The following is a 25,715-nucleotide window of genomic DNA, read 5'->3' as shown; positions in this document are numbered from 1 at the left end:
CTGGTCCTCGCGCCCTAGAAGTCCTTGTCCCGTCGCTTGAGGTACTGCTCGAACTCGCGCGCGATGGCCTCGCCGCTCGCCTCCGGGAGGTCGGCGGTGTCCTTCGCCTCCTCGAGCTGGGTGACGTACTCGGCGATCTCGGAGTCCTCTGCGGTGAGCTTGTCGACACCGTTCTGCCAGGCCTCGGCGTCGTCGGGGAGGTCCTTGAGGTCCACGGGCTCGGCGAGGAAGGCCTCGAGACGGCTGAGGATCGCGACGGTGGCCTTGGGCGAGGGCGGGTGCGCGACGTAGTGCGGGACGGCGGCCCAGACGCTCAGCGAGTGGAAGCCGGCCTCGTGGGCCGCGCTGTGCAGGACGCCGACGATGCCGGTCGGACCCTCGTAGGTGTTGGCCTCGACGTCGAGCAGGTGCTGGACCGCGGGGTCGTCCGAGGTGACCGAGACGGGGATCGGCCGGGTGTGCGGCACGTCGGCCAGCAGCGCGCCGAGGGTCACAACGGTCGTCACGCCGAGGCTCTGGGCGATCTCGAGGATCTCCGTGCAGTACGACTTCCAGCGCAGCGACGGCTCGATGCCGTGCACGAGGACCACGCGGCGGCGGGTGCGCGGAGGCTCGACGACCGAGATGGTCGTGGTGGGCCAGGCGAGGTGCCGGGTGCCGTCGGGGGCTGTGGAGACCATCGGCCGGTTCTCCTGGAAGTCGTGGTACTCCTCCGGGTCGAGCTCGTCGATCTTCTCGGCGCCCCACACGTCGATGAGGTGCAGCAGCGCGGAGCTCGCCGCGCTGCCCGCGTCGTTCCACCCCTCGAAGGCCGCGAACATGATCGCGTCCTCGGCGGGACTCTCGGCGTCGGCGACCACGGCCTCCACGGCCGGGGTCGTCTCGCCCGAGCCGCCCGCGGCGTCGGTCACGTCTGAAGGGGTCTCGTCGGTCATCCCACCAGCCTAGTTGGCCCTCGCGGCGGGGTGCTCGTCGGCCGACTCCCCGCTCGACCCTGCCGGTCGAGCCGATACGATGGCCGGGTGCCCACCTCACCTGATCTGAGCCCTGTCCCCGCGCCCGCAGAGTCCCCGCGCACGACCATCACCTCGTCCGACGCCGCGCCGTCCGAGGTCGCGCCGCTCGACGCCGCGTCGCCCGGCGCCCGGCCTGCCGGTCTGCCCGCCGCCGTCCTGTGGGACATGGACGGCACGCTCATCAACTCCGAGCCCTACTGGATGGCCGCCGAGGGTGAGCTCACCCGCGAGCACGGCGTCCCATGGACGCACGAGGACGGCCTCCAGCTCGTGGGACGGGCCCTGGTCGACTCGGCCGCGATCATGCAGCGCGCCGGCGTGCGGCTCGAGGTCCCCGAGATCATCGAGTACCTCATCTCCCGTGTCATCGCACAGGTCGAGATCGAGGTCCCGTGGCAGGACGGCGCGGTCGAGACCCTCGCGTCCGTGCGGGCGCTCGGCGTGCCGTGCGCCCTGGTGACCATGTCCTACCGGTCCTTCGCCGACGCCTTCGTGGCGCAGGTCGCGCCGGGGACCTTCGACGTGACGGTGACCGGCGACGAGGTGGCGCAGGGCAAGCCGCACCCCGAGGCGTACCTGCGCGCCGCCGAGATGCTCGGTGTCGCGGTCGAGGACTGCGTCGTCGTCGAGGACTCGCCGTCCGGCATCGCCTCGGGGCTCGCCTCGGGTGCTGCCACCGTCGGCATCGAGGTCATGGTCCCCGTCGAGCCGCAGCCCGGCCTCAGCCGCATCCGCTCGCTGCGCTCGCTCACGCCGGAGACCCTCAGCCGTCTCGTGGCCGGGGAGGTCCTCGACGAGCTCGGCGCCCCGCAGGACGCTCAGGTCTGACAGCCGGCATCCCGATCGGGCCGCTCTCTCGGGTGCGGCGTCAGGTCGCGGGTCACGCGGCCGGCCGCACCCCCGTCGCCCGCTCGACCGCGTCGGGGTCGATCTCGGGCGGCGTGCCGCCGAACTCGGGGCAGACGCTCTGGTGGGCGCACCACCCGCAGAGCTTCGACCGCCTCGGTGCCCACACCCCGGTGGTCGCGGCGGTCTCGATGCTCGTCCAGATGGTCCGGACCTTCTGCTCCGTGGCGAGCAGCTGGGCCTCGGTGGGCTCGCTGCGCAGCACCTGCCCGTCGCCGAGGTAGACGAGCTGCAGCATCTTGGGGATCTCGCCGCGCTCGCGCCACAGGACCAGACCGTAGAAGCGCATCTGGAACTCTGCCGAGCCCGCGTACCCGGGGCGCGGCGACTTGCCGGACTTGTAGTCGACCACGCGCACGGCGCCGTTCGGGGCCACGTCGATGCGGTCGACGATGCCCCGCATGAGCGGCCCGCCGTCGAGCTGCGACTCGACGAACGTCTCGCGCGACTCGGGCTCGAGCCGGTTGGGGTCCTCGAGGGTGAAGTACGTGGACACGAGCCGCCCCGCGCCGTCGAGCCACCCCTCGGTCTGCGCGGCGTCGGCGAACAGCTCGCCGTACTCGGGGGAGGCCTCGCGCAGCCGGTCCCACTCGCCCGGGATGAGGCTCTGCGCGAGCTCGACGGTCCGTTCGCCGAGCGGTGCGTCGTACAGGCGCTCGAGGACCGAGTGCACGAGCGTGCCGCGGGCCGCCGCGGAGCTCGGCGGCTCGGGCAGGCGGTCGACGACCCGGAACCTGAACAGCAGGGGGCACTGGGTGAAGTCGTTGGCGCGCGACGGGGACAGCCCGGGGCGGCGAGGGGCCGGTGAGGCGGCCGGCGGCTGGGCCGGCACGTCGGCGAGGACGGGGAGCGGGTCGGGGTGCTGCATGGTGACGAGCCTAGGGTGCTCCACCCACACCTGGGCGACGTAGGGTGACGCCTGTGGAGAAGCGCAGAGGCTGGGTCGTCGGCCGCATCGCCGGAGCACCCGTGCTCCTCAAGCCGTCCGCCCTGCTCATGGTCGGCGTGCTCACCCTGCTGTTCGTCCCGACGGTCCGGACGGTCAGCCCCGAGCTCGGCTCGCAGACCCTGCTGGGCGCGTTCGTCGTCGTCGTCATGCTCATGGTGTCGGTGTTCCTCCACGAGCTCGCGCACGCCTTCGCGGCCCGTGCCCACGGCATGGTCGTCCAGGAGCTCGCGCTGACGCTCTGGGGCGGGCACACCGCGTACACCGACACCCGGTCGACCCCGCGGAGCTCTGCGGTGATCGCCGTCGTCGGGCCGCTCACCAACGTCGTGCTCGCAGCCCTCGCCTGGTTCGCCTACCAGGCGCACACCGGGTCCTCGGCGGTCGCGATGCTCCTCTACGTCACCGCCTACGCCAACGCCGCGGTCGCGATCTTCAACCTCCTCCCCGGCCTCCCGCTCGACGGCGGCCAGGTGACCGAGTCCGTCGTGTGGGCCGTCACCGGGTCCCGGCTCTCGGGGACCGTCGCGGCGGCGTGGACCGGTCGGGTGCTCGCGGTCGCCCTCGTCGCTGCCGCGATCGCCGTCCCCACCCTCGGCGGGTACCGGGTCGAGCTGCTCGTGGTCGTCTGGGCCGCCATCATCGGCTCCTTCATGTGGACCTCGGCGACGGCCGCCCTCACCCAGAGCCGCCGCCGCGCCAAGATCGACGCCCTCGACCCGCGGCTCCTCGCGCGCCCGGCCGTCGCGGTGAGCGCCGACGTCACCGTCGAGCGCGCCCGCGAGATCGCCCTCGCGGTCGGCGCGGAGGCCGCGCAGGTGCAGCTCGTCCTCGTGGCCGGCCCCCAGCCGGAGGCCGGTGTGGCGGCCGGCCAGCCTGTCGGGCTGGTCGACCACGACGCCCTCGCGGCTGTCCCGGACGACGCCGCCCGCACGGCCCCGGTGTGGACCGTCTCCGTCGCCCTGCCGACGGTCGCGGTCGTCGACGCCGCGCTCTCCGGCGCCGACCTCTTCACGGCGGTCCTGCACGCCGCGCCGCACGCTCCGGTGTGCATCCTGGTGCACGACGGGGACGTGGTCGGGGCCCTGCACGCCACGGACGTGGCCCGCTCGATCTAGACTCTCCCGTTGTGACCGACGAACTGAGCCCCGTGACCTCTGCCCCCACCGAGCCGACGGGCGCGCAGGTCCGGCGCGGCCCGTTCCGCCCCGGCGACCGGGTCCAGCTGACCGACCCGCGCGGCCGCCTCCACACGATCACCCTCTCCGCGGGGGCCAGCTTCCACACGCACCGCGGCTACTTCCAGCACGACGAGATCATCGGCCAGACCGAGGGGACCGTCGTCACCACGACCTCCGGCATCGAGTACCTCGCGCTGCGCCCCCTGCTCAGCGACTACACGCTCTCCATGCCGCGCGGCGCGGCCGTGGTGTACCCCAAGGACGCCGGCCAGATCGTCGCCATGGCCGACATCTTCCCCGGTGCCCGCGTGATCGAGGCGGGCGTCGGCTCGGGTGCGCTCACCCTGTCGCTGCTGCGCGCCGTCGGCGACGGCGGGTCGCTCCACTCGATCGAGCGCCGCGAGGACTTCGCGGACATCGCCCGCGCCAACGTCGAGCTGTTCTTCGGCGCCCCGCACCCCGCGTGGGAGCTGTCGATCGGCGACCTCTCCGACGTGCTGCCGACCGTGGCCGAGCCCGGCTCGGTCGACCGCGTGGTCCTCGACATGCTCGCCCCGTGGGAGAACCTCGAGGCCGTCGCCGGGGCCCTCGCCCCCGGTGGGGTCATGGTCTGCTACGTCGCGACCACCACCCAGCTCTCGCGGCTCGCCGAGGACCTGCGCGAGGACGGACGCTTCACCGAGCCCGAGGCGTGGGAGACCATGGTCCGCGGCTGGCACCTCGAGGGTCTCGCGGTCCGGCCCCAGCACCGCATGGTCGGGCACACCGGCTTCCTGCTCACGACGCGCCGGATGGCCGACGGCGTCGACGCGCCCGTCCGCCGGCGCCGGCCCTCGAAGGGCTCCTACCCGGTCACCGAGGAGGAGTGGAGCGCCGAGGACCTCGGCGAGCGCGCCGTCTCGGACAAGAAGGTCCGCCGGGTGCGCCGCGACGTCACCGCAGCGGTCGCCGAGGCCGGCGTGACCGGATCGTCACAGGACATCCCCGCGGACACGGGGGCGCACGACGACGATCTGTGACATCGTCGGACCTCACGCAGCGGAAGGGGCTCACCATGAGCGACTCGACACCCGACACCCCCCGGAGCACGCCTGAGGACGCCGCCCGCCGGCTCGCCGTGCTCTCCGCGCAGAACGAGCGCCTCGCCCAGGTGCTCGGCGAGGCACGCGGCAAGATCGTCGAGCTGCAGCAGCAGATCGAGGAGTTCGCCAAGCCCCCGGGCACCTTCGCGGTGTTCCTCGCCGAGCACGGCGACGGCACGCTCGACGTGATGTCGGCCGGCCGCAAGATGCACGTCGGCGCGAGCCCCTCCGTCGACCTCACGCAGCTGCGACCCGGCCAGGAGGTCAGCCTCAACGAGGCCTTCGTCGTGGTCGCCGCGGGAGGGTTCGAGCCGGTCGGGGAGATCGTCACCGTCAAGGAGCTCCTCGACGACGGCCGTGCCCTCGTGGTCGGCCGCTCGGACGAGGAGCGCGTCGTGCGCCTGGCGGGGTCCCTCGCCGGCGCGCCGCTGCGTGCGGGCGACGCCCTCACCGTCGACACCCGGTCGGGCTTCGTCTACGAGCGCATCCCCAAGGCCGAGGTCGAGGACCTGGTCCTCGAGGAGGTCCCGGACATCGACTACGGCGACATCGGCGGCCTCGGACCGCAGATCGAGCAGATCCGCGACGCGGTCGAGCTGCCCTTCAACCACCCCGACCTGTTCCGCGAGCACGGGCTCCGCCCGCCCAAGGGGATCCTCCTCTACGGCCCTCCCGGGTGCGGCAAGACGCTCATCGCCAAGGCCGTCGCCAACTCGCTCGCGGCCGCCGTGGCCCGTCGGGCCGCAGCGGCGGCCGAGGCCGGCGGGACGGTCGACGGCTCGCCGGTCCTGGTCGAGACGGCCAACCAGGCCAAGAGCTACTTCCTCAACGTCAAGGGGCCCGAGCTGCTCAACAAGTACGTGGGGGAGACGGAGCGCCACATCCGGCTGATCTTCTCCCGGGCCCGTGAGAAGGCGTCCCAGGGCTACCCCGTCGTCGTCTTCTTCGACGAGATGGAGTCGCTGTTCCGCACCCGCGGGACCGGGCTGTCCTCGGACGTCGAGACCACGATCGTGCCGCAGCTGCTCAGCGAGATCGACGGCGTCGAGCGACTCGACAACGTCATCGTCATCGGCGCGTCCAACCGCGAGGACATGATCGACCCGGCCATCCTGCGCCCGGGGCGCCTCGACGTGAAGATCAAGATCGAGCGCCCGGACCCCGAGGGCGCCCGCGAGATCTTCGCGAAGTACCTCACCACCGACCTCCCGATCCACGCCGACGACCTCGCCGAGCACCAGGGCGACACGGCCGCCGTGGTCGACGGCATGATCCAGCGGGTCGTCGAGCGCATGTACGCCGACACCGAGGAGAACCAGTTCCTCGAGGTGACCTACGCCTCCGGGGACAAGGAGACGCTGTACTTCAAGGACTTCAACTCCGGCGCCATGATCCAGAACATCGTGGACCGGGCCAAGAAGTCGGCCATCAAGGACTTCCTCGCCACGGGCCAGCGCGGCATCCGGGTGGAGCACCTGGTGACGGCCTGCGTCGACGAGTTCAAGGAGAACGAGGACCTGCCGAACACGACCAACCCGGACGACTGGGCGCGCATCTCGGGGAAGAAGGGTGAGCGCATCGTCTTCATCCGCACGATCGTCCAGGACAAGAACGGGTCGGGCCGGTCGGCGGCGGGCCGCACCATCGAGACGGCGACCAGTACGGGGCAGTACCTCTGAGCAACCTCTGAGCGATCTCTGACCACCTCTGTGCACGGGGCACGTTGCCTGCGCGGCCTCTGGCGGCTTGCTGAGCAGCGCAGGAGCCTCGGGTGGTGGCCCGTGGACGCCCGACGCCGGCCCTGCCGGGCGGGGCTAGGGTTGACCACGTGACTGTGCGACGAGTGATGGGGATCGAGACCGAGTACGGCGTCCACCAGCAGGGGAACCCGGCCGCCAACCCGATGCTCATGTCGAGCCAGGTGGTGACGGCCTACCGGGCGATCGCGTCGTCGGCCCGCTCGCGTGCGCGCTGGGACTACGACGACGAGGACCCGCTGCTCGACGCGCGAGGCTTCCACGTGCGCCGCGCCTCGGCGCACCCGTCGCTGCTCACCGACGACCCGACCCGACCCGCGCCCGCCGGTCCGGTCGCGGGCGAGCCCCAGGTGCAGAGCATCGAGCGCCCGACCGTCGAGGCCTACGACGACCCGAGCGCCGCGAACGCGATCCTCACCAACGGGGCCCGGCTGTACGTCGACCACGCCCACCCGGAGTACTCCTCGCCCGAGGTGACGAACCCGCTCGACGGCGTCCGCTGGGACGTGGCCGGGGAGCGCGTCATGGTCGCCGCGGCGCGCGAGGTCGCCGCGCACATGGGCGTGGACCTCCAGCTGTACAAGAACAACGTCGACGGCAAGGGCGCGAGCTACGGCACGCACGAGAACTACCTCGTGGACCGCGCCGTGCCCTTCGGCGTGATCGTCGAGCTCCTCACGACCTTCCTCGTGACCCGGACCGTGTTCACGGGCTCCGGGCGCGTGGGCCTGGGACCGACCGGCCAGCAGGCCGGCTTCCAGATGTCGCAGCGCGCCGACTACATGGAGGCCGAGGTCGGCCTCGAGACGACGCTGCGCCGCCCGATCGTCAACACCCGTGACGAGCCGCACGCGGACCGCAGGCGGTGGCGCCGCCTCCACCTCATCATCGGCGACGCGAACCTCTTCGAGACCGCGACGTACCTCAAGCTCGGCTCCACGTCCGCGGTCCTGTGGGCGCTCGAGCACCTGGAAGAGCTCCCGGGGGCCCAGGCGGCGCTCGCCGCGCTGCGCCTGCACGACCCCGTGGCGGCGGTGTCCCAGGTGAGCCGCGACCTCGCGCTCACCCAGGAGCTCGAGACGGCCGACGGCCGACGGATGACGGCCCTCGCCCTCCAGCAGGCGTACCTCGACGTGGTCCGCGACGCGGTCGACGCCCTCGGCTCCCACGACCCGGCGACCGACGAGGTCCTCGGTCGCTGGGCGAGCGTCCTCGACCGCCTCGCGACCGACCGGGCCTCCTGCGCCCGGGACGTCGAGTGGGTCGCGAAGCTGCGCCTGCTCGAGGGGCTGCGCAGCCGCGACGGGCTCGCGTGGGACCACCCCCGGCTGCGCGCGATGGACCTGCAGTGGTCGGACGTGCGCCCTGAGCGCAGCATCTACCAGCGGCTCGTCACGGCCGGCGCGGTGGAGCGTCTCGTGACCGAGGAGTCCGTCGTCGAGGCGGTGGCCCACCCGCCGACCGACACCCGGGCGTACTTCAGGGGCGAGGTCATGGCCCGGTTCCCGGCCGTGGTGTCGGCCGCGAGCTGGGACTCGGTGATCTTCGACCTGCCCGGGGCTCCCTCGCTCCAGCGGGTCCCGATGATGGACCCGTGGCGCGGCAGCGAGCAGCACGTCGGCCGGCTCTTCGCCGAGAGCCCGGACGCCGAGACGTTCCTGGCGGCGCTGCTCGGCTGAGGGGCCTGCCCACGCAGCCCCGATCACGGCCGACATGCCGTGCGACCTGTGGACTCGTCGCTCGTCGAGGCCGCCGATGTGGTGAGATGGGAGCCTGTCGACGCCCGTGAGGCGAGGCACCGAGGCAAGGAGGACCCCATGGCCGGTCAGGAACGCCAGCAGCACTCCCCGCAGGACCGCGAGCCTGACGACGCGGCCGCCCCGCCCGCCCCGGCTGCCGCCCAGGCACGCGACTCCGAGGTCGACGCCCTGCTCGACGAGATCGACGACGTCCTCGAGACGAACGCCGAGTCCTTCGTCCGCGGCTTCGTCCAGAAGGGCGGGCAGTGACCCGCCATGACGGCTGAGCACCCAGCACGGCTCCCGCAGGCCTTCATGACCCCGGGAAGCTCGTCCTTCGTCGACTTCCTGGCGGCGCACGACCCCTCGCTGCTGCCCTCGTCGCGGGCGCTGCCCGCCGGCTCGGCGCCGCCGGCACCGCACGGCACGACCATCGTCGCGGCGACCTTCGACGGCGGCGTGGTCGTGGCGGGGGACCGCCGCGCGACCTCGGGCTCGATGATCGCGCACCGCGAGATCGAGAAGGTCTTCGCCGCGGACGAGTTCTCGGCCGTGGGCATCGCCGGGACCGCCGGTCTGGCCCTCGAGCTCGTCCGGCTGTTCCAGCTCGAGCTCGAGCACTACGAGAAGATCGAGGGCACCCTGCTGTCCCTCGACGGCAAGGCGAACCGCCTGTCCACGATGATCCGCGGCAACCTCGGCCTCGCGATGCAGGGGCTCGCCGTGGTGCCGCTGTTCGCGGGCTTCGACCTGGTCGAGCGCCGCGGGCGGATCTTCTCCTACGACGTCACCGGCGGCCGTTACGAGGAGCTCGACCACCACAGCGTCGGCTCCGGCTCGGTGTTCGCGCGCGGCGCGCTGAAGAAGCTCTGGCGCCCCGGCCTCGACGCGGAGGCCGCGGTCCGGGTGGTCGTCGAGGCGCTGTTCGACGCGGCCGACGACGACTCGGCGACGGGCGGACCCGACGCCGTCCGGCAGATCTGGCCCGTCGTCGCGACCGTCAGCGAGGCCGGCTACCTGCGTCAGGGCGACGACGCCCTCGAGAGCGTCGTCGAGGACATCTCGCTCGAGCGGACCCGGCAGGCCCGCTCCTCCCGCTCGCGCCACGGATCGCTCGGAGGTGACCTGCGATGAGCATGCCGTTCTACGTCTCGCCCGAGCAGCTGATGAAGGACCGCGCCGACTACGCCCGCAAGGGCATCGCCCGCGGCCGCTCCGTCGTCGTGGCCGCCTACGACGGCGGCATCGCCTTCGCGACGGAGAACCCGTCGCGCGCGCTGCACAAGATCTCGGAGATCTACGACCGCATCGCCTTCGCGGCGGTCGGCAAGTACAACGAGTTCGAGAACCTCCGGGTCGCCGGCGTCCGGTACGCGGACCTGCGGGGGTACTCCTACGACCGGTCCGACGTCGACGCCCGCGGGCTCGCCAACGCCTACGCGCAGACGCTCGGCACGGTGTTCACGACGGAGTCGAAGCCGCTCGAGGTCGAGATCGTCGTCGCCCAGGTCGGTGCGACCGCCCACGACGACCAGATCTACCGGCTGTCGTACGACGGCTCCGTCGCCGACGAGCACGGTTTCGTGGTGATGGGCGGCGAGGCCGAGCAGCTCGGCACGGCGATGACCGAGCGGTGGCGCCCCGGCCTGACGCTCTCCGAGGTCCTCCGGCTGGTCCGCGAGGTGCTCGCCGGGCCGCCGGTCGACGGCTCCCCCCGCGAGATCCCCGCCACCCACCTCGAGGTGGCGGTGCTCGACCGCACGCGTCCGCGCCGGGCCTTCCGCAGGGTCGCCGGACCGGTGCTCGACGACCTGCTCGCTTCTCCGGCAGGTACCTCAGGACCGACCGGAGAGCCTGGGCCCGCCGGAACGGCCGCGACCGACGGCGGTGACCTGTGAGCACGCGACGGATCTTCGGGCTCGAGACCGAGTACGGCATCACCTGCGCCGCCCCTCCGGGGCAGCAGGGGCTGTCGGCCGACGAGGTCGCGCGCTACCTGTTCCGCAAGGTCGTGGCCTGGGGGCGCTCGTCGAACGTGTTCCTGCGGAACGGGTCGCGCCTCTACCTCGACGTCGGCTCGCACCCCGAGTACGCGACGGCGGAGTGCGACGACATCCGTCAGCTCATCACGTACGACCGCGGCGGCGAGCGGATCCTCGAGGGTCTCGTGGCCGACGCGCAGCAGCGGCTCGAGCTCGAGGGCGTCCCCGGCACGATCCACCTGTTCAAGAACAACACCGACTCGGCCGGCAACTCCTACGGCTGCCACGAGAACTACCTCGTGCGCCGGCAGGGTGACTTCACCCGGCTCGCCGACATCCTCGTGCCCTTCCTCATCACCCGGCAGGTGCTGACCGGCGCCGGCAAGATCCTCACGACACCGGCGGGGGCGACCTTCTGCCTGTCGCAGCGAGCCGACCACATCTGGGAGTCGGTCTCGAGCGCCACGACGCGCTCGCGCCCGATCATCAACACCCGCGACGAGCCGCACGCCGACGCCGAGCTCTACCGTCGTCTGCACGTGATCGTGGGGGACTCGTCGATGGCCGAGCCCACGGCCATGCTCAAGGTGGGCGCGACCGACATGGTGCTGCGCATGATCGAGGCGGGTGTCCCGATGCGGGACATGGCCCTCGAGAACCCCATGCGCGCCATCCGTGAGATCAGCCACGACATGACCGGGAAGGCACCGATCACGCTCGCCTCCGGGCGGACGGTGACGGCCGTGGACCTCCAGCAGGAGTACCTCGTCAAGGTCCGCGACTTCGTCGAGTCGACCGGAGAGGTGTCCGACACGGACCGCAAGGTCTTCGACCTCTGGGAGCGCGGCCTGCTCGCGCTGCAGTCGGGCGACCTCACGAGCGTCGAGCGCGAGCTCGACTGGGTGATCAAGCACCGCCTCGTGCGCCGCTACCAGGAGAAGCACTCGCTCGAGCTCTCCGACCCCCGGATCGCCCGGCTCGACCTGGCGTACCACGACATCTCGCGGACCGAGGGGCTCTACAACCTCCTGGCGGCGCGCGGGCTCGTCGAGCGGGTGACCAGCGACGTCGAGGTGCTCGAGTCCACCGCCGTCCCGCCGCAGACCACGCGGGCACGGCTCCGGGGCGAGTTCGTGCGACGGGCGCAGGAGGCGAAGCGGGACTACACGGTCGACTGGGTGCACCTCAAGCTCAACGACCAGGCGCAGCGCACCGTCCTGTGCAAGGACCCGTTCCAGAGTGTCGACGAGCGGGTCGACCGCCTCATCGAGAGCATGTGAGCGAGCGCATGTGAGGTAGTCGTGAGGCTGCTCCACGGCTCCTCCACCCCGGCCTCGGTACGATGGTCGGATGCCTCGTGCCCTCCCTCGAGCCCCCCGAGCTCTTCCTGACCCTGCTGTCGCCCCGCGGACGCGCCGCGGCGTCCTCGCCCGCAGCCGTGCGGCGTGGGCGGCGTCCGCGGTCGCCGTCACGCTCGTGCTCGCCGCCTGCGGCCCCGGCGCCGAGGAGGCGCCGACCCTCGAGCCGACCCCCGAGGCGACCATCAGCGTCACGGGGACCGGCGGTGCCGTCCCCGAGCTCGACTTCCCGGTGCCGCTGACGCTCTCCGCCCCGCAGGAGCAGGTGGTGTGGGAGGGCGCCGGTGACGAGCTCGTCGAGGGCGGCCCGGTGCTGCTGCGCGTCTACACCGAGAGCGGGGCCGACGGCTCGGTCGTCCGCGACGACTTCGCCTCGGTCCCGGTCGCCTACCTCATGACACCGGAGGAGATCGGGTCCGAGCTGTACGCCGTGCTCGAGGGGCACGCGGTCGGCGCCCGGCTCATGTACGCCGCCGACACCGACGGCACCCCGCTGGTGTCGACCATCGACATCCTCCCGACGAGCGCCTCGGGCGACGTCCGAGCCCCCGAGGAGGGCCTGCCGAGCGTCGAGCACGGCGAGGGCGGCGTCCCCACGGTGACGATCCCCGAGGGCGTCGAGCCGCCCGCCGAGCCGGTCGTGCGCCAGACGATCCGCGGCACCGGTGGCCAGGTGGCCAGCGGGCAGCAGGTCGTCATCCAGCTCCTCGCCGTCCGGTGGTCGTCGGGCGAGGTCTTCGACACGACGTGGGGAGAGGGTCTGCGTCCGCTGACCGTCACCCTCGGCGCCGACCAGCTCATCGAGGGCTTCGAGGAGGGCCTCGTCGACCTGCCCGTCGGCAGCGAGGTCATGCTCGTGGTGCCACCCGGTCTGGGCTTCGGCCCGAGCGGCAACGAGCTCGCGACGGAGACCCTGGTCTACGTCGTCGATATACTCGCGGTGTCTCCTCCGGCATGACCGCGGGAGCCGCCCGCAGCCGTGAGGCCGGGCGATCCCTGAGGAAGCAGGAGTGCATGTCTGTCTCGGTCCGCGTCATCCCGTGCCTCGACGTCGACGCAGGTCGCGTGGTCAAGGGCGTCAACTTCGAGAACCTCCGCGACGCCGGCGACCCCGTCGAGCTCGCGCGGACCTACGACGCGGCGGGTGCCGACGAGCTGACCTTCCTCGACGTCTCGGCGTCCTCGGGCAACCGCGAGACCACCTACGACGTGGTCCGTCGGACGGCCGAGGAGGTCTTCATCCCGCTGACCGTCGGGGGCGGCGTCCGGACCGTCGAGGACGTCGACCGCCTGCTGCGGGCCGGCGCGGACAAGGTCGGGGTCAACACCGCGGCGATCGCGCGGCCCGAGCTCATCGCCGAGATCGCCGACCGCTTCGGCAGCCAGGTCCTCGTGCTCTCGGTCGACGCCCGCCGCGTGCGTGACGACGTCCGGACCGACTCGGGCTTCGAGGTCACCACGCACGGCGGACGGCGGGGGACCGGCATCGACGCCGTCGAGTGGGCGGCGCGTGCCGCCGCCCTCGGCGCCGGCGAGATCCTGCTCAACTCCATGGACGCCGACGGCACCTACGACGGCTACGACCTCGAGATGTTCGCCCAGGTGCGCGCCGAGGTGACGGTGCCGATGGTCGCGAGCGGTGGCGCGAGCTCGCCGGCAGACTTCACCGCTGCGGCCCGGGCCGGCGCGGATGCCGTGCTCGCGGCGAGCGTCTTCCACTTCGGGCGCCTGACGATCGACGAGGTCAAGCGGGCGATGGCCGCCGACGGCGTGCCGGTCCGCCTCTAGCACCGGTCTGGCGCCGGTCGTCGTCCGGCGCCAGCCGTCGTCCGGCTCTGGCCGGTCAGGCCGCCGTCGTCTCCTCGGGCGGTCCGGGGAACCGTGCCACGAGGGCTCGCACGTCGGCAGGCTCACCCTGGAAGGTCACCCGGGTGCTCGCGCCGCGCCCGAAGGCGTAGAGGATCACGTCGGCGAGCTCGCCGGTGACGACCACGGAGCCGGTGCCGGATCGCGGCTTGCGGGCGACGACGCGCGGTCCGTCGGGCACGACGAGCACGACGCCGACCGGCGCCGGCCGCAGCAGCAGGCGCGAGAACAGCCGGAACTGCTTCCACATCGCCCGCCCGTGCTCGGGGTCGACGTCCGTGCTGCGAGCACCGTCGGGGCCGGCGCGGCGGAGGTCCTCGGAGTGCACGAACAGCTCGAGCAGGTTCATCTGCTCGGCGAACCAGTAGCCCGCGGAGAGCCTGCCGGGGCCCTCGGCGACCTTGGCGACGAGGTCGGCGTACCCCGCCGGGTCGGTCGAGGTCGCGGCGACCGACTCGAGGCGCGACGGCGGCATGTACCACGGCGTGCGGTCGCGCAGGACGAGGTGGGCTGCGAGGTGCTGCGACTCCCAGCCCACGCAGAGCGTGGGGGCTCCGGGGCCTGCTGCGGTGAGTGTCCGGGCGATGTCCGCGCGCTCGGTCGCGTTCCAGGTCTGGGCCATGGCCCCATCCTGGCACGCCCTCCGCAGCAGAGCAGCGGGTGGGGCGGCGGGGGAGCAGCGGGTGCGCGCCCGACCTGCTGCGGCCGAGCCGGAGGAGAGGGGAGTGTCGGTGGCCTGTGAGAATATTGTGGACACCCCTGTGGAAGGACCCCTCTCCGTGACCTCGCACGCCCTCACGGGTTCACGTTCGCGCCGTTCTGCCGTCCTCATCGGCCGAGGACTGCGGACGGAACCTGCTGTCTACTTCTGGGCCATCGGTGCCTCCGCCGTCTTCGGCGGTCTCACCGTGGCCGTCAGCCAGGTCCTCGGCTGGGTCACCGACGAGATGGTCGTACCGGCCCTCGACGGCTCGAGCGCCGCCGGACGCGCCTGGATCGGCGGGCTGCTCCTGGCGGCCGTCGGCCTCGGCCTCGCCCTCAGCGTCGCCGCGCGACGCATCTTCGCGGGCGTCGGGCTGTCAAACCTGCAGGCCCACCACCGGCGTGCCGTGACCCGCCGGTACCTCGAGCTGCCCATGTCGTGGCACCGCGCGCACCCGACCGGTCAGCTGCTGTCCAACGTCAGCTCGGACGTCGAGGCCGCCACCGGCGTGTTCACCCCGCTGCCCTTCGCGCTCGGCGTGTGCGTGATGATCCTCATCGCCGCGGTCGCCCTCCTGAGCCTCGACGTCTGGCTCGCCGTGGCGGCGCTCGTCGTGCTCCCGCTCGCCGTGCTGGTCAACCTCGTGTTCCAGAAGTACATGTCCCCGGCGATCACCCGGGCGCAGCAGCTGCGCGCCGAGGTCGCCGACGTCGCCCACGAGAGCTTCGAGGCCGCCCTGCTCGTCAAGGCCCTCGGCACCGAGGACCGCGAGGAGGCACGCTTCGCCGAGAAGGCCGCAGCGCTGCGGGCCGCCAACATCCGCGTCGGGAAGGTCCGTGCGGCCTTCGACCCGATCATCGAGTTCCTGCCCTCGGTCGGCACGCTCCTCGTCCTGCTCGTGGGCACCTCCCGGGTGTCGGGCGGCTACGTCGAGACCGGTCAGGTGGTCTCCGCTGCCTACCTGCTGACGATGATGTCGGTCCCGGTCCGCGCCTTCGGCTGGGTCCTGGGCGAGATCCCGCGCGGCCTCGTCGGCCACGACCGCATCGCGCAGGTGCTCGACGCCCCGGGCGCGCTCTCGGTCGGGACCCGCACACGACCCCCGCGGTCGGGCGACGGCTCCGCAGGGCTGCAGGTGCGGCTCGAGGGTGTCGGCGTGCGGGTGCACGGCGCCGCCGGCGGCGTGCAGATCCTCGAGGGTGTCGACCTCGAGGTCGAGCCGGGGGAGACCCTCGCGGTCGTCGGCCCGACCGGTGCGGGCAAGACGACGCTGGTCTCGCTGCTCAGCAGGCTCTCCGACCCGACGAGCGGCCACGTGCTGCTCGACGGTGTCGACGCCCGCGAGCTGACCGCCGAGGCCGTCACCGGCGCGGTGGCCTTCGTCTCGCAGTCGACCTTCATCTTCGAGGACACGATCCGCGGGAACATCACGCTCGCCGACGTCGGCGACCAGGGCTCGTTCACCGACGACGAGGTCTGGGCTGCGCTCGAGCTCGCCCGGGTCGCGGACGTGGTCCGCGCCCTGCCGGGCGGCCTGGACTCCCCGCTCGGCGAGCGCGGGGCCAACCTCTCGGGCGGGCAGCGCCAGCGCGTGGCCATCGCGCGCGCACTGGTGCGCCAGCCGAGCCTGCTGGTCCTCGACGACGCCACCTCGGCGGTCGACCCCGAGGTCGAGCGCGCCATCCTCGCCGGCCTGCGCGCCGGGTCGGGGACCACCGTGGTCATGGTCGCCTACCGCATGTCGAGCGTCGCGCTCGCCGACCGCGTGGTGCACCTCGAGTCCGGCCGCGTGGTCGACGTCGGGACCGCGGCCGAGCTGCTCGAGCGCGACGCAGGATTCCAGGACCTCGCCCTCGCCTACCAGCGTGAGGCCACCCGACGAGAGGACGAGGCGTGAGCGCCGACCGCACGACCGGCACGTCTCCCGCAGACCAGGAGAAGGCCACGCACAGCTCGATCGCCTCGGCGAGCGAGCTCGGGGTCTTCGCGACCCTGCGACGCGGCGTCCAGGTCTCGCCCGAGATCCTCGTCGGGTGGAAGCTCACCTTCCTGCTGGCCGTCTTCGCGGCGGCCGGCCGCATCGTCGTCCCGCTCGCGGTGCAGCAGACCGTCGACACCGGGATCATGGCGCCCGGCGGCGTCGACACCCAGCGTGTCGCGTGGCTGGTGAGCGCGGCCGCCGTCGTGCTCGTCCTCGCCGGCACCTGCTCGGCCCTGGTCAACGTCCGGCTGTTCACGAGCACGGAGACGGGCCTCGCGTCACTGCGCGTCAAGGCCTTCCGGCACGTGCACGACCTCTCGGTGCTGTCCCAGAACACCGAGCGCCGCGGGTCCCTCGTCTCGCGGGTGACCTCCGACGTCGACACCATCTCGCTGTTCGTGCAGTGGGGCGGGATCATGCTCCTCGTCTCGATGCTCCAGATCCTCGCGGCCACCGGGCTCATGCTCACCTACTCGTGGCAGCTGACCGTCGTCGTCTGGGTCTGCTTCATCCCGCTGTTCTTCGTGCTGCGCCCCGCGCAGAAGAAGGTCAACCAGGCCTACACCGCGGTGCGCGCGAAGGTCGGCGCCATGCTCGGGGCGATCTCCGAGGCCGTGGTCGGCGCCGAGACCATCCGCGCCTACGGCGTGGGCCGCCGGACGCAGCGCCGGATCGACGCGTCGGTCGACGACCACCGCCAGTCCGCCATCCGCGCGCAGAAGCTCGTCGCCGTCGTGTTCTCGAGCGGCGTGATGGTGGCCAACATCGTGCTGAGCGCCGTCGTGATCGCCGGTACGTACCTCGGTGTGGGCGGCGGGCTGTCCGTCGGACAGCTGCTCGCCTTCCTGTTCCTCGTCCAGCTCTTCACCGGCCCGGTCCAGATGGCCACCGAGATCCTCAACGAGCTCCAGAACGCCGTCGCCGGGTGGCGGCGCGTGCTGGCTGTCCTCGAGACGCCCGTCATGGTCGCCGACCCGGGGGAGGACGGCGTGCACAGCCCGCGCGGAGCGGCCGCGGTCGAGTTCCGGGGCGTCACCTTCGCCTACCCGGGTGGCGCGACCGTCCTCCACGACGTGCACCTCGCGCTCCCGCCGCGCACCAAGGTCGCTGTGGTCGGAGCGACGGGCTCGGGCAAGACGACGATCGCCAAGCTCGCGACCCGGCTCATGGACCCGACCGAGGGCACCGTGCTGCTCGACGGCACCGACGTCCGGACCATCCGGGCCGCCAGCCTGCGGCAGCGGATCGTCATGGTCCCCCAGGAGGGTTTCCTCTTCGACGGGACCCTCGCGGACAACATCGCCTACGGCCACCGACCCGAGCTCGACGACCCGGACGCCCCGTTCTCGCACGACCACCTGCAGCCCGGACGGTCGGCCGGACGGGTCCGCGACCCGCGCCTCGCCGCGGACCTCGAGCGAGCCGTCACCGACCTGGGTCTCGCCGACTGGGTCGCCGACCTCCCGCAGGGTCTCGACACCTCCGTGGGGCAGCGCGGGGAGTCGCTCTCGGCCGGAGAGCGTCAGCTCGTCGCGATCGCGCGCGCCTATCTCGCCCAGGCCGACCTGCTGGTCCTCGACGAGGCCACGAGCGCGGTCGACCCGGCGACCGAGGTACGCATCGCCCGCGCCCTCGACTCGCTCACGCACGGCCGCAGCACCATCACCATCGCGCACCGGCTCTCGACCGCCGAGGCGGCCGACCTCGTCGTGGTGGTCGACGCCGGGCGGGTGGCCCAGGTGGGGCCGCACGCCGAGCTCGTCCAGGCCGACGGCCAGTACGCCCGCATGCACGAGGCGTGGGTCTCGCAGGTCCGCTGAGCGCAGCGGCCGGGCAGACCGGCCGGTCCACCTGGCTCCGCGGGTGAGCGGGCAGGCACCGCAGCGTGGGAAGATGCTGCGGTGCCTGCGCCGACCCCCTCCTCTGTGCCCGTCAGCTCCCTCGACCCCGCGGTCGCCACGCTCCTCAAGCGTGACCCCGACGGCCTGGTCGCCGCGATCGTGCAGCAGCACGACTCGCGCGAGGTGCTCATGCTCGGGTGGATGGACGACGAGGCGCTCTCCCGCACCCTCACCGAGGGCAGGGTGACCTTCTGGTCGAGGTCCCGCCAGGAGTACTGGCGCAAGGGAGACACCTCCGGCCACGTCCAGTGGGTCCGCTCCGTCTCGGTCGACTGCGACGGCGACGCGCTGCTCGTCGAGGTCGACCAGGTGGGCGCCGCCTGCCACACCGGAGAGCGCACCTGCTTCATCACCGGCGGCGACCTCGGCGCCGTCGTCACCCACGACCGCCCAGCAGAGCCCAGCAGCAAGGAGACCACGGCATGACCACGTCACCCGCCCCCGTGAGCACACCCCGGTCCGTCGGGTCGCTGCCCTGGGGCCAGACGTGGCCCGCGCTGCCCGGCTTCCGCGAGCTCGCGACCGACCGCCGGGTCGTCCCGGTGGTCCGTCGCCTGCTCGCCGACGACCTCACCCCGGTCGCCCTCTACCGACGTCTCGCCCAGGGGCGACCCGGCACCTTCATCATGGAGTCCGCCGAGATCGGCGGGGGCTGGTCCCGGTACTCCTTCGTCGGGGTGCGGTCGCGGGCGACGCTGACCGTCGCCGACGACCAGGCCGTCTGGCGCGGCGACGTGCCCGCCGGAGTCCCGGAGTCGGGGGAGCCCCTCGAGGTCCTCGAGGCCACCCTGCGCGTGCTGCACACCGAGGCGATCGACGGGCTGCCCCCGCTCACCGGCGGATTGGTCGGCGCGCTCGGCTGGGACGTGGTCCGCCGCTGGGAGCCGACCCTCCCCAAGACCTCGCCGGACGAGCTCGGCGTCCCGGAGATGACGCTGTGCCTGGCGTCCGACCTCGCGGTCGTCGACCACGTCGACGGCTCCGTGTGGCTCATCGCCAACGCCATCAACTTCGACGCCAGCGACGAGCGGGTCGACGAGGCGTACGCCGACGCGGTCGCCCGGCTCGACACGATGGAGGCCGGCCTCGTCACGCCGCCCACCCCCGAGGACGCTGCCGGTGTCCGACGGGTCCTCATCGACGCGCCCGAGCCGGAGCTGGAGTTCCGCACCTCGCGCCCGGACTTCGAGGCGTCCGTGCTCGCAGGGCAGGAGGCGATCCGGGACGGCGAGGTCTTCCAGGTGGTGCTCTCGCAGCGCCTCGACCTCGAGTGCACCGCGGACCCGCTCGACGTGTACCGGGTGCTGCGCACCATCAACCCCAGCCCGTACATGTACTACTTCCAGCTGGTCGACGCCGACGGCACGGACTTCGCGGTCGTCGGGTCGAGCCCCGAGACGCTCGCGAAGGTCGCCGACCGCCGGGTGGTCACCTTCCCGATCGCCGGCTCGCGGCCGCGCGGCGCCACGCCGGAGGACGACACGCGCCACGCCGAGGAGCTGCTCGTCGACCCCAAGGAGTGCGCCGAGCACATCATGCTCGTCGACCTCTCGCGCAACGACCTCGCCAAGGTGTGCGAGCCGACGAGCGTCGAGGTGGTCGAGTTCATGGCCATCAAGCGGTTCAGCCACATCATGCACATGAGCTCGACCGTGGTCGGCTCGCTGCGCCCGGAGACCACGGCGCTCGACGTGCTCACCGCGACCTTCCCGGCGGGGACGCTCTCGGGTGCACCCAAGACCCGGGCGATCGCCCTCATCGACGAGATCGAGCCGGCCGGGCGCGGCATCTACGGCGGCACGGTCGGCTACCTCGGCTTCGACGGGACGATGGACATGGCGATCGCCATCCGCACCGCGCTCATCCGCGGCGGGCGTGCGAGCGTCCAGGCGGGCGGCGGCATCGTCGCGGACTCCGACCCGGCGCTCGAGTACGAGGAGTCGCGGAACAAGGCCGCCGCGGCCGTCCGCGCTGTGCAGGTCGCCAGCCGTCTGCGGGCCCGCCCGTGAGCGGGGCACGCTCGACGGTGCCCCGTCGCACCTTCGTCCTCACGCTGCTGCTGCTCGGCGGGCTCGGCGTGCTCACCGCCGTCCCGACCTGGTTGACGACCACCGCGGCGACGGCGCTCGAGACCTCGCTCGACGTGACCGTCTCGGGCACCACCGCCGCACCCGGCGTCAGCGCGGCGGCGCTCGTCGTCGTCGCGGCGGCCCTCTCCCTCGGGCTCGTCGGCCGTGTCGCACGGTGGGTCTCCCTGGCCGTGGTCGCGCTCGGCGGCCTCGTCATCGCCGGGTCGGCGCTGGCCTTCGTCCGGTCGCCCGACGCCGCAGCCCGGTCCGGCGTGGCCGAGGTGACCGGTGTGGCCCGGCCCGCGTCCGAGATCGACCTGTCGGTCGCCCCGTACCTCACGGTAGCGGTCGGCGTGGCCGTGGTCGCGGTCGCCGTGTGGGCCGTCGCGGCGCGTGTCGACTGGTCGCAGCGGTCGCGCCGCTACGACGCACCCGCCGCCGGTGTCTCCGGCGTCGTTGCCGCTGGCGGAGCAGCCGTTCCCGGTGCGGGCGCGCAGGTCGCTCCGGGCCGAGAGCCCGTGGACCAGGGTCCCGCAGGCCCGCCTGCGGCCGCCTCTGGTCCGGACGCGGTCCAGGGTGCGACGCGCCCGACCGACGTCTCAAAGACCACGGAGGCAGACGACCCGCTCGACGAGCGTGACGCCTGGGACTCGCTCACCCACGGCGACGACCCGACCTGACCACCCGGGCCGCCACGCGGCTCTCCGGCCCCCCGGAGCGCTGAAGGCGCCCGACCCCGCCAGCGTTCGCTAGGCTGGGACCACATTTCGTGAAAGGCAGTTCCCATGGCTGACAGCTCTGTCAAGGTCGACGACACCTACCTCCCGCCCTCCTCGCCCCCCACCAACCACGGTCACACGACCGCGGCGTGGTTCACCACGATCGTCGTGGTGCTCGGCTCCACGGTCGCCGGCGTCGCGGTGTGCTTCGCGCTCGTGTGGCTCGCGATCGTCGGCGGGGTCATCGTCCTGGCGGGTCTCGCCGGGGGCAAGATGCTCTCGGTAGCCGGCTACGGCCAGCCCGCCGCTGCAGGTCGGGGCGCCTCGCGCGCCTGACCGGTCCGGGCGGTCCGCCGTCTCACACTGCGCGACGCCGGTCGGTGGACCCGCACGGCGGCTCTACGATGACAGTGCAGGTGCCTCTCGAGGACGCGGTGGACCGCGTCCTGCGAGAACCCTGCTCGGTGCGGGTCCATGCTGGGGAGAAGAGACGTCATGACGGTGCTCGACGACATCATCGCCGGGGTGCGTGAAGACCTCGCGGTGCGCGAGGCGGCCACGCCGCTCTCGGTGCTCAAGGAGAAGGCCCAGCGCCAGACGAACGCCCTCGAGTGCGTCAGCCGCCTCAGCGGCGAGGACGCCGTGGCCGTGATCGCCGAGGTGAAGCGCTCGAGCCCGAGCAAGGGTGCGCTCGCCTCGATCGACGACCCTGCGGCGCTCGCCCGCGAGTACGAGAAGGGCGGCGCGTCCGTCATCTCGGTGCTCACCGAGCAGCGGCGCTTCGGCGGCAGCCTGGACGACCTGCGCGCGGTCCGCGCGGCGGTCGACATCCCCGTGCTCCGCAAGGACTTCGTGGTCACGCCCTACCAGGTGTGGGAGGCCCGCGCCTGGGGCGCCGACCTCGTGCTGCTCATCGTCGCGGCCCTCGAGCAGACCGTGCTCGAGTCGCTCCTCGACCGCGTGCACTCGCTCGGCATGACGGCCCTCGTCGAGGTGCACACCGTCGACGAGGTGACCCGCGCGGTCGACGCCGGGGCGCGCCTCGTCGGCGTCAACGCCCGCAACCTCAAGACCCTCGAGGTCGACCGCACGACCTTCGCGCGTCTCGCCCCGGCGGTCCCCGAGGGGATCGTGCGGATCGCCGAGTCGGGTGTCCGCGGCCCCCACGACGTCATGGACTACGCCCGCTCCGGCGCGCACGCCGTGCTCGTCGGCGAGGCGCTCGTGACGGGGGAGTCCCCGCGCTCCTCGGTCGCCGACCTGGTCGCCGCCGGGTCCCACCCCTCGCTCCGGGCAGTCCGCCACTAGCCCTCGGCGGCCTCGAGCCGCCGGTCTGGCCCAGTCCGGTCCCACCGACCTTGCGCCTAGGCGCCGCATGCGTCCGCAGACGCCCACCCACATCCGCCCCGTGCCTGACGCCAGCCCGGCGTCAGGCCGGGGCGCTCAGCATCCCTCTGGAGGCCACCCCGTGCCCGAGTCCCTGCAGAACCTGTCCGGCCCGTACTTCGGCGAGTTCGGCGGCCGGTACGTCCCCGAGGCGCTGATCGCCGCCCTCGACGAGCTCGACGTGGCGTACCAGGCGGCGGTCGCCGACCCGGTGTTCCAGTCGCAGCTCGCCGAGCTGCACCGGTCCTACAGCGGTCGACCGAGCATCATCACGGAGGTGCCGCGCTTCGCCGAGCACGCCGGGGGTGCCCGCGTGATCCTCAAGCGCGAGGACCTCAACCACACCGGGTCGCACAAGATCAACAACGTGCTCGGCCAGGCGCTGCTCACCAAGCGCATCGGCAAGAAGCGCGTCATCGCGGAGACCGGCGCCGGTCAGCACGGTGTCGCCACGGCGACGGCGGCAGCCCTGTTCGACCTCGAGTGCGTCGTGTACATGGGCGAGGAGGACACGCAGCGCCAGGCGCTCAACGTCGCCCGGATGCGTCTGCTCGGCGCCGAGGTCATCCCGGTGACCACCGGGTCGCGCACGCTCAAGGACGCGATCAACGAGGCTCTCCGCGACTGGGTCACCAACGTCGACTCGACCAACTACGTCTTCGGCACGGCCGCGGGCCCCCACCCGTTCCCCGCGATGGTGCGCGACTTCCAGCGGATCATCGGCGTCGAGGCGCGCCAGCAGGTCCTCGACCTGGTCGGCCGGCTGCCCGACGTCGTCGCAGCGTGCGTCGGCGGAGGCTCCAACGCGATCGGCATCTTCGACGCCTTCCTCGACGACGAGTCGGTCCGGCTCGTCGGCCTCGAGGCCGGCGGTGACGGTGTCGAGACCGGGCGTCACGCCTCGAGCATCACGGGAGGCGCCACCGGCGTGCTGCACGGCGCGCGCTCGTACCTGCTGCAGGACGAGGACGGCCAGACCAAGGACAGCCACTCGATCTCGGCGGGTCTGGACTACCCGGGCGTCGGCCCCCAGCACTCGTACCTGTCGAGCATCGGTCGCGCCGAGTACCAGCCGGTGACCGACACCGAGGCCATGGAGGCCCTGCGCCTGCTGTGCCGTACCGAGGGCATCATCCCGGCCATCGAGTCGGCGCACGCCCTCGCCGGTGCGATGCGCCTGGGCCGCGAGGCCGCGGAGCAGGGGCGCACCGACGAGGTCATCCTGGTGAACCTCTCGGGGCGCGGGGACAAGGACGTCGCGACCGCGGCGCGCTGGTTCGAGCTGGTCGACGCGGACGCCGACCTCGGTGCAGAAGGAGCAGACGCGTGAGCGCGACAGCACGACGGATCGACGACCTCAAGGCCGAGGGGCGGGCGGCCCTCGTCGGCTACCTGCCTACCGGGTTCCCCACGGTCGACCAGTCGATCGAGGCCGCACGGGCGCTCGTCGAGGCCGGCGCGGACGTCATCGAGCTCGGCATCCCGTACAGCGACCCGGTGATGGACGGGCCCACCATCCAGGAGGCCGTCGACCACGCCCTCCGCTCGGGTGCGCGGGTCCGCGACGTGTTCCGCGTCGTCGAGGCCGTCGCCGACCTCGGCGCGCCGGTGCTGGTCATGACGTACTTCAACCCGGTCCTGCGGTACGGCGTCGACGCCTTCGCCCGCGACCTCGCGGCCGCCGGCGGTGCGGGTCTCATCACGCCGGACCTCGTCCCCGACGAGGCTGCCGAGTGGATCGAGGCGGCGGACTCCCGCGACCTCGACAAGGTGTTCCTCGTGGCGCCGAGCTCGACCCCCGAGCGTCTCGCGATGACCTCCGCAGCCTCCCGCGGTTTTGTCTACGCCGCGTCGACCATGGGTGTCACCGGAGAGCGTGCCACGGTCGGCGCGCGGGCCGAGGAGCTCGTCGCCGCGACCCGGGCGGCGGGCGCAGAGCGCGTCTGCGTCGGCCTCGGTGTGTCGCGGCCCGAGCAGGCCGCGGAGGTGGGCCGGTACGCCGACGGCGTCATCGTCGGCTCGGCCTTCGTCAAGCCCCTGCTGGGGGACGCGCCGTTCGCGGACCGCCTCACGCAGATGCAGTCGGTGGTGTCCGGCATCGCCGCGGGCGTCCGCTCGGCACGGACCGGGGCGGTGTCCTCGTGAGCGCGCTGCTCGCCCAGGGGGCCGTCTACGCGTCGATCCCCAGCCCGAGCACCGGGGTGTGGCACCTCGGCCCGCTGCCGCTGCGCGCCTACGCCTTCGCGATCCTCCTCGGGATCTTCGTCGCCTTCTGGATGACCAGCAAGCGCTGGGAGGCTCGCGGCGGCTCGGTCGACGACATGTACACGATCGTCTACTGGGCGGTGCCCTTCGGCATCATCGGTGGCCGGATCTACCACGTCTTCAGCTCGCCGGCCGCGTACTTCGGCGAGGGCGGAGACCCGCTCAAGGCCTTCGCGATCTGGGAGGGCGGCCTCGGCATCTGGGGCGCGATCGCCTTCGGCGCCGTCGGCGCCTACATCGGGTGCCGCCGCACCGGCGTGAGGTTCTCGTCCTTCGCGGACGCCGTCGCCCCGGGCCTGCTCGTCGCCCAGGCGATCGGGCGGCTGGGGAACTGGTTCAACCAGGAGCTCTTCGGCGGGCCGACCACGCTCCCGTGGGGCCTCGAGATCAGCCCGGAGCGCATCCCCGCGGGCTTCCCGGCCGGCACGCTGTTCCACCCGACCTTCCTCTACGAGATGCTGTGGAACCTCGCCGCCGCAGCCCTGCTCGTGTTCCTGGACAGGCGGTTCAGGCTCGGTCGCGGGCGCGTATTCTGGTTGTACGTCGTCTTCTACACGGCCGGTCGCCTCTGGATCGAGCTCCTGCGGATCGACCCTGCGGAGCAGGTGCTGGGGCTTCGCCTCAACGTCTGGACCTCGATCATCGTCGGGCTCGTCGGTGTGGCAGCCTTCGTGCTGCAGGGCCGCCGGCACTCCGGCCGCGAGGACTCGGTCTTCGTGCCGGGCCACGAGCCCGCGGTCGTGCCAGCCGGCGCGGCAGCAGAAGACGCACCAGACGTCGTGACCGACCACCCCACCGGTCACGACGAGTCGACGGACACCGCCGACGAAGGTCAAGACCAGCCCAAGATGTGACCCC

Annotated in this window: 24 protein-coding genes; 21 read left to right on the top strand and 3 right to left on the bottom strand. The window is 72.7% G+C overall.

The window, feature by feature from the left end:
* Positions 1-14 precede the first annotated feature (14 nt).
* Positions 15-935 carry a PAC2 family protein gene (locus SKED_RS10270; RefSeq protein WP_012867086.1) on the bottom strand — a complete coding sequence of 307 codons (921 nt, stop codon included), beginning with the start codon at positions 933-935 and terminating at the stop codon, positions 15-17.
* An 87-nt stretch (positions 936-1,022) separates the two neighbouring features.
* On the opposite strand from SKED_RS10270, the gene SKED_RS10265 reads away from it, so the two are divergent.
* Positions 1,023-1,844, top strand: coding sequence for an HAD family hydrolase (locus SKED_RS10265; protein ID WP_012867085.1), 822 nt, complete (start codon positions 1,023-1,025; stop codon positions 1,842-1,844).
* Positions 1,845-1,896: 52 nt separating this feature from the next.
* Here the strand turns inward: SKED_RS10265 and SKED_RS10260 are convergent, their stop codons facing one another.
* Positions 1,897-2,790 carry a RecB family exonuclease gene (locus SKED_RS10260; RefSeq protein WP_012867084.1) on the bottom strand — a complete coding sequence of 298 codons (894 nt, stop codon included), beginning with the start codon at positions 2,788-2,790 and terminating at the stop codon, positions 1,897-1,899.
* Between the two features lie 53 nt (positions 2,791-2,843).
* Here SKED_RS10260 and SKED_RS10255 point away from each other — a divergent pair, with 53 nt between their 5' ends.
* The 10 genes from SKED_RS10255 (at position 2,844) to hisF (ending at position 13,755) form a co-directional block, all read left to right on the top strand.
* Entirely contained in the window at positions 2,844-3,986 is a 1,143-nt protein-coding gene (locus SKED_RS10255; protein WP_012867083.1) for a site-2 protease family protein, read from the top strand.
* 32 nt (positions 3,987-4,018) lie between these two features.
* Positions 4,019-5,068, top strand: a complete 1,050-nt coding sequence (locus tag SKED_RS10250) for a tRNA (adenine-N1)-methyltransferase (RefSeq protein ID WP_012867082.1) — start codon at positions 4,019-4,021, stop codon at positions 5,066-5,068.
* A 35-nt stretch (positions 5,069-5,103) separates the two neighbouring features.
* On the top strand, positions 5,104-6,810 hold the full coding sequence (arc, locus tag SKED_RS10245; RefSeq protein ID WP_042439028.1) for a proteasome ATPase: 1,707 nt from the start codon (positions 5,104-5,106) through the stop codon (positions 6,808-6,810).
* A gap of 167 nt (positions 6,811-6,977) precedes the next feature.
* Positions 6,978-8,567: a depupylase/deamidase Dop gene (dop, locus tag SKED_RS10240; protein ID WP_012867080.1), complete on the top strand. Its 1,590-nt coding sequence runs from the start codon at positions 6,978-6,980 to the stop codon at positions 8,565-8,567.
* Positions 8,568-8,705: 138 nt separating this feature from the next.
* Positions 8,706-8,897: a ubiquitin-like protein Pup gene (locus SKED_RS10235; RefSeq protein WP_012867079.1), complete on the top strand. Its 192-nt coding sequence runs from the start codon at positions 8,706-8,708 to the stop codon at positions 8,895-8,897.
* A gap of 6 nt (positions 8,898-8,903) precedes the next feature.
* Entirely contained in the window at positions 8,904-9,761 is an 858-nt protein-coding gene (gene prcB, locus SKED_RS10230) for a proteasome subunit beta (protein ID WP_012867078.1), read from the top strand.
* Complete coding sequence (gene prcA, locus SKED_RS10225; protein WP_012867077.1) at positions 9,758-10,525, top strand: proteasome subunit alpha; 768 nt, start codon at positions 9,758-9,760, stop codon at positions 10,523-10,525. Before prcB ends, prcA begins: the two co-directional genes overlap by 4 nt.
* Complete coding sequence (gene pafA, locus SKED_RS10220) at positions 10,522-11,889, top strand: Pup--protein ligase (protein WP_012867076.1); 1,368 nt, start codon at positions 10,522-10,524, stop codon at positions 11,887-11,889. The genes prcA and pafA overlap by 4 nt, the downstream gene beginning before the upstream one ends.
* A gap of 70 nt (positions 11,890-11,959) precedes the next feature.
* Positions 11,960-12,925, top strand: coding sequence for an FKBP-type peptidyl-prolyl cis-trans isomerase (locus tag SKED_RS10215; RefSeq protein WP_012867075.1), 966 nt, complete (start codon positions 11,960-11,962; stop codon positions 12,923-12,925).
* 56 nt (positions 12,926-12,981) lie between these two features.
* The gene (hisF, locus tag SKED_RS10210) at positions 12,982-13,755 is read left to right on the top strand and encodes an imidazole glycerol phosphate synthase subunit HisF (RefSeq protein ID WP_012867074.1); all 774 of its coding nucleotides are present in this window, start codon (positions 12,982-12,984) and stop codon (positions 13,753-13,755) included.
* Between the two features lie 55 nt (positions 13,756-13,810).
* Here hisF and SKED_RS10205 read toward each other — a convergent pair whose 3' ends face one another.
* On the bottom strand, positions 13,811-14,455 hold the full coding sequence (locus SKED_RS10205; protein WP_012867073.1) for a TIGR03085 family metal-binding protein: 645 nt from the start codon (positions 14,453-14,455) through the stop codon (positions 13,811-13,813).
* Between the two features lie 157 nt (positions 14,456-14,612).
* Between SKED_RS10205 and SKED_RS10200 the strand changes: the two genes are divergently transcribed.
* From SKED_RS10200 to lgt, 10 genes are all read left to right on the top strand, one after another.
* On the top strand, positions 14,613-16,433 hold the full coding sequence (locus SKED_RS10200; protein ID WP_012867072.1) for an ABC transporter ATP-binding protein: 1,821 nt from the start codon (positions 14,613-14,615) through the stop codon (positions 16,431-16,433).
* Positions 16,430-18,337 (top strand): ABC transporter ATP-binding protein, encoded by a 1,908-nt coding sequence (locus SKED_RS10195; RefSeq protein WP_012867071.1) that lies wholly within the window; start codon positions 16,430-16,432, stop codon positions 18,335-18,337. Before SKED_RS10200 ends, SKED_RS10195 begins: the two co-directional genes overlap by 4 nt.
* Positions 18,338-18,442: 105 nt before the next feature.
* Complete coding sequence (gene hisI / locus SKED_RS10190; RefSeq protein ID WP_425358112.1) at positions 18,443-18,844, top strand: phosphoribosyl-AMP cyclohydrolase; 402 nt, start codon at positions 18,443-18,445, stop codon at positions 18,842-18,844.
* The gene (locus SKED_RS10185; protein ID WP_012867069.1) at positions 18,841-20,427 is read left to right on the top strand and encodes an anthranilate synthase component I; all 1,587 of its coding nucleotides are present in this window, start codon (positions 18,841-18,843) and stop codon (positions 20,425-20,427) included. The genes hisI and SKED_RS10185 overlap by 4 nt, the downstream gene beginning before the upstream one ends.
* The gene (locus SKED_RS19005; RefSeq protein WP_052293885.1) at positions 20,424-21,167 is read left to right on the top strand and encodes a Trp biosynthesis-associated membrane protein; all 744 of its coding nucleotides are present in this window, start codon (positions 20,424-20,426) and stop codon (positions 21,165-21,167) included. The genes SKED_RS10185 and SKED_RS19005 overlap by 4 nt, the downstream gene beginning before the upstream one ends.
* 105 nt (positions 21,168-21,272) lie before the next feature.
* Positions 21,273-21,542, top strand: coding sequence for an HGxxPAAW family protein (locus tag SKED_RS10175; protein ID WP_012867067.1), 270 nt, complete (start codon positions 21,273-21,275; stop codon positions 21,540-21,542).
* Between the two features lie 159 nt (positions 21,543-21,701).
* Complete coding sequence (gene trpC / locus SKED_RS10170) at positions 21,702-22,514, top strand: indole-3-glycerol phosphate synthase TrpC (RefSeq protein ID WP_012867066.1); 813 nt, start codon at positions 21,702-21,704, stop codon at positions 22,512-22,514.
* Between the two features lie 160 nt (positions 22,515-22,674).
* The gene (trpB, locus tag SKED_RS10165; RefSeq protein ID WP_012867065.1) at positions 22,675-23,922 is read left to right on the top strand and encodes a tryptophan synthase subunit beta; all 1,248 of its coding nucleotides are present in this window, start codon (positions 22,675-22,677) and stop codon (positions 23,920-23,922) included.
* On the top strand, positions 23,919-24,737 hold the full coding sequence (gene trpA / locus SKED_RS10160; RefSeq protein ID WP_012867064.1) for a tryptophan synthase subunit alpha: 819 nt from the start codon (positions 23,919-23,921) through the stop codon (positions 24,735-24,737). Before trpB ends, trpA begins: the two co-directional genes overlap by 4 nt.
* Positions 24,734-25,711: a prolipoprotein diacylglyceryl transferase gene (lgt, locus tag SKED_RS10155; protein ID WP_012867063.1), complete on the top strand. Its 978-nt coding sequence runs from the start codon at positions 24,734-24,736 to the stop codon at positions 25,709-25,711. The genes trpA and lgt overlap by 4 nt, the downstream gene beginning before the upstream one ends.
* The last annotated feature ends 4 nt before the right edge of the window (positions 25,712-25,715 follow it).

Source organism: Sanguibacter keddieii DSM 10542 (genome assembly GCF_000024925.1).
In the GTDB taxonomy this organism is placed as follows: Bacteria; Actinomycetota; Actinomycetes; order Actinomycetales; family Cellulomonadaceae; genus Sanguibacter; species Sanguibacter keddieii.
Note: the sequence above shows the minus strand (reverse complement) of the source record. Positions and strands in the feature narration are given on the sequence as shown.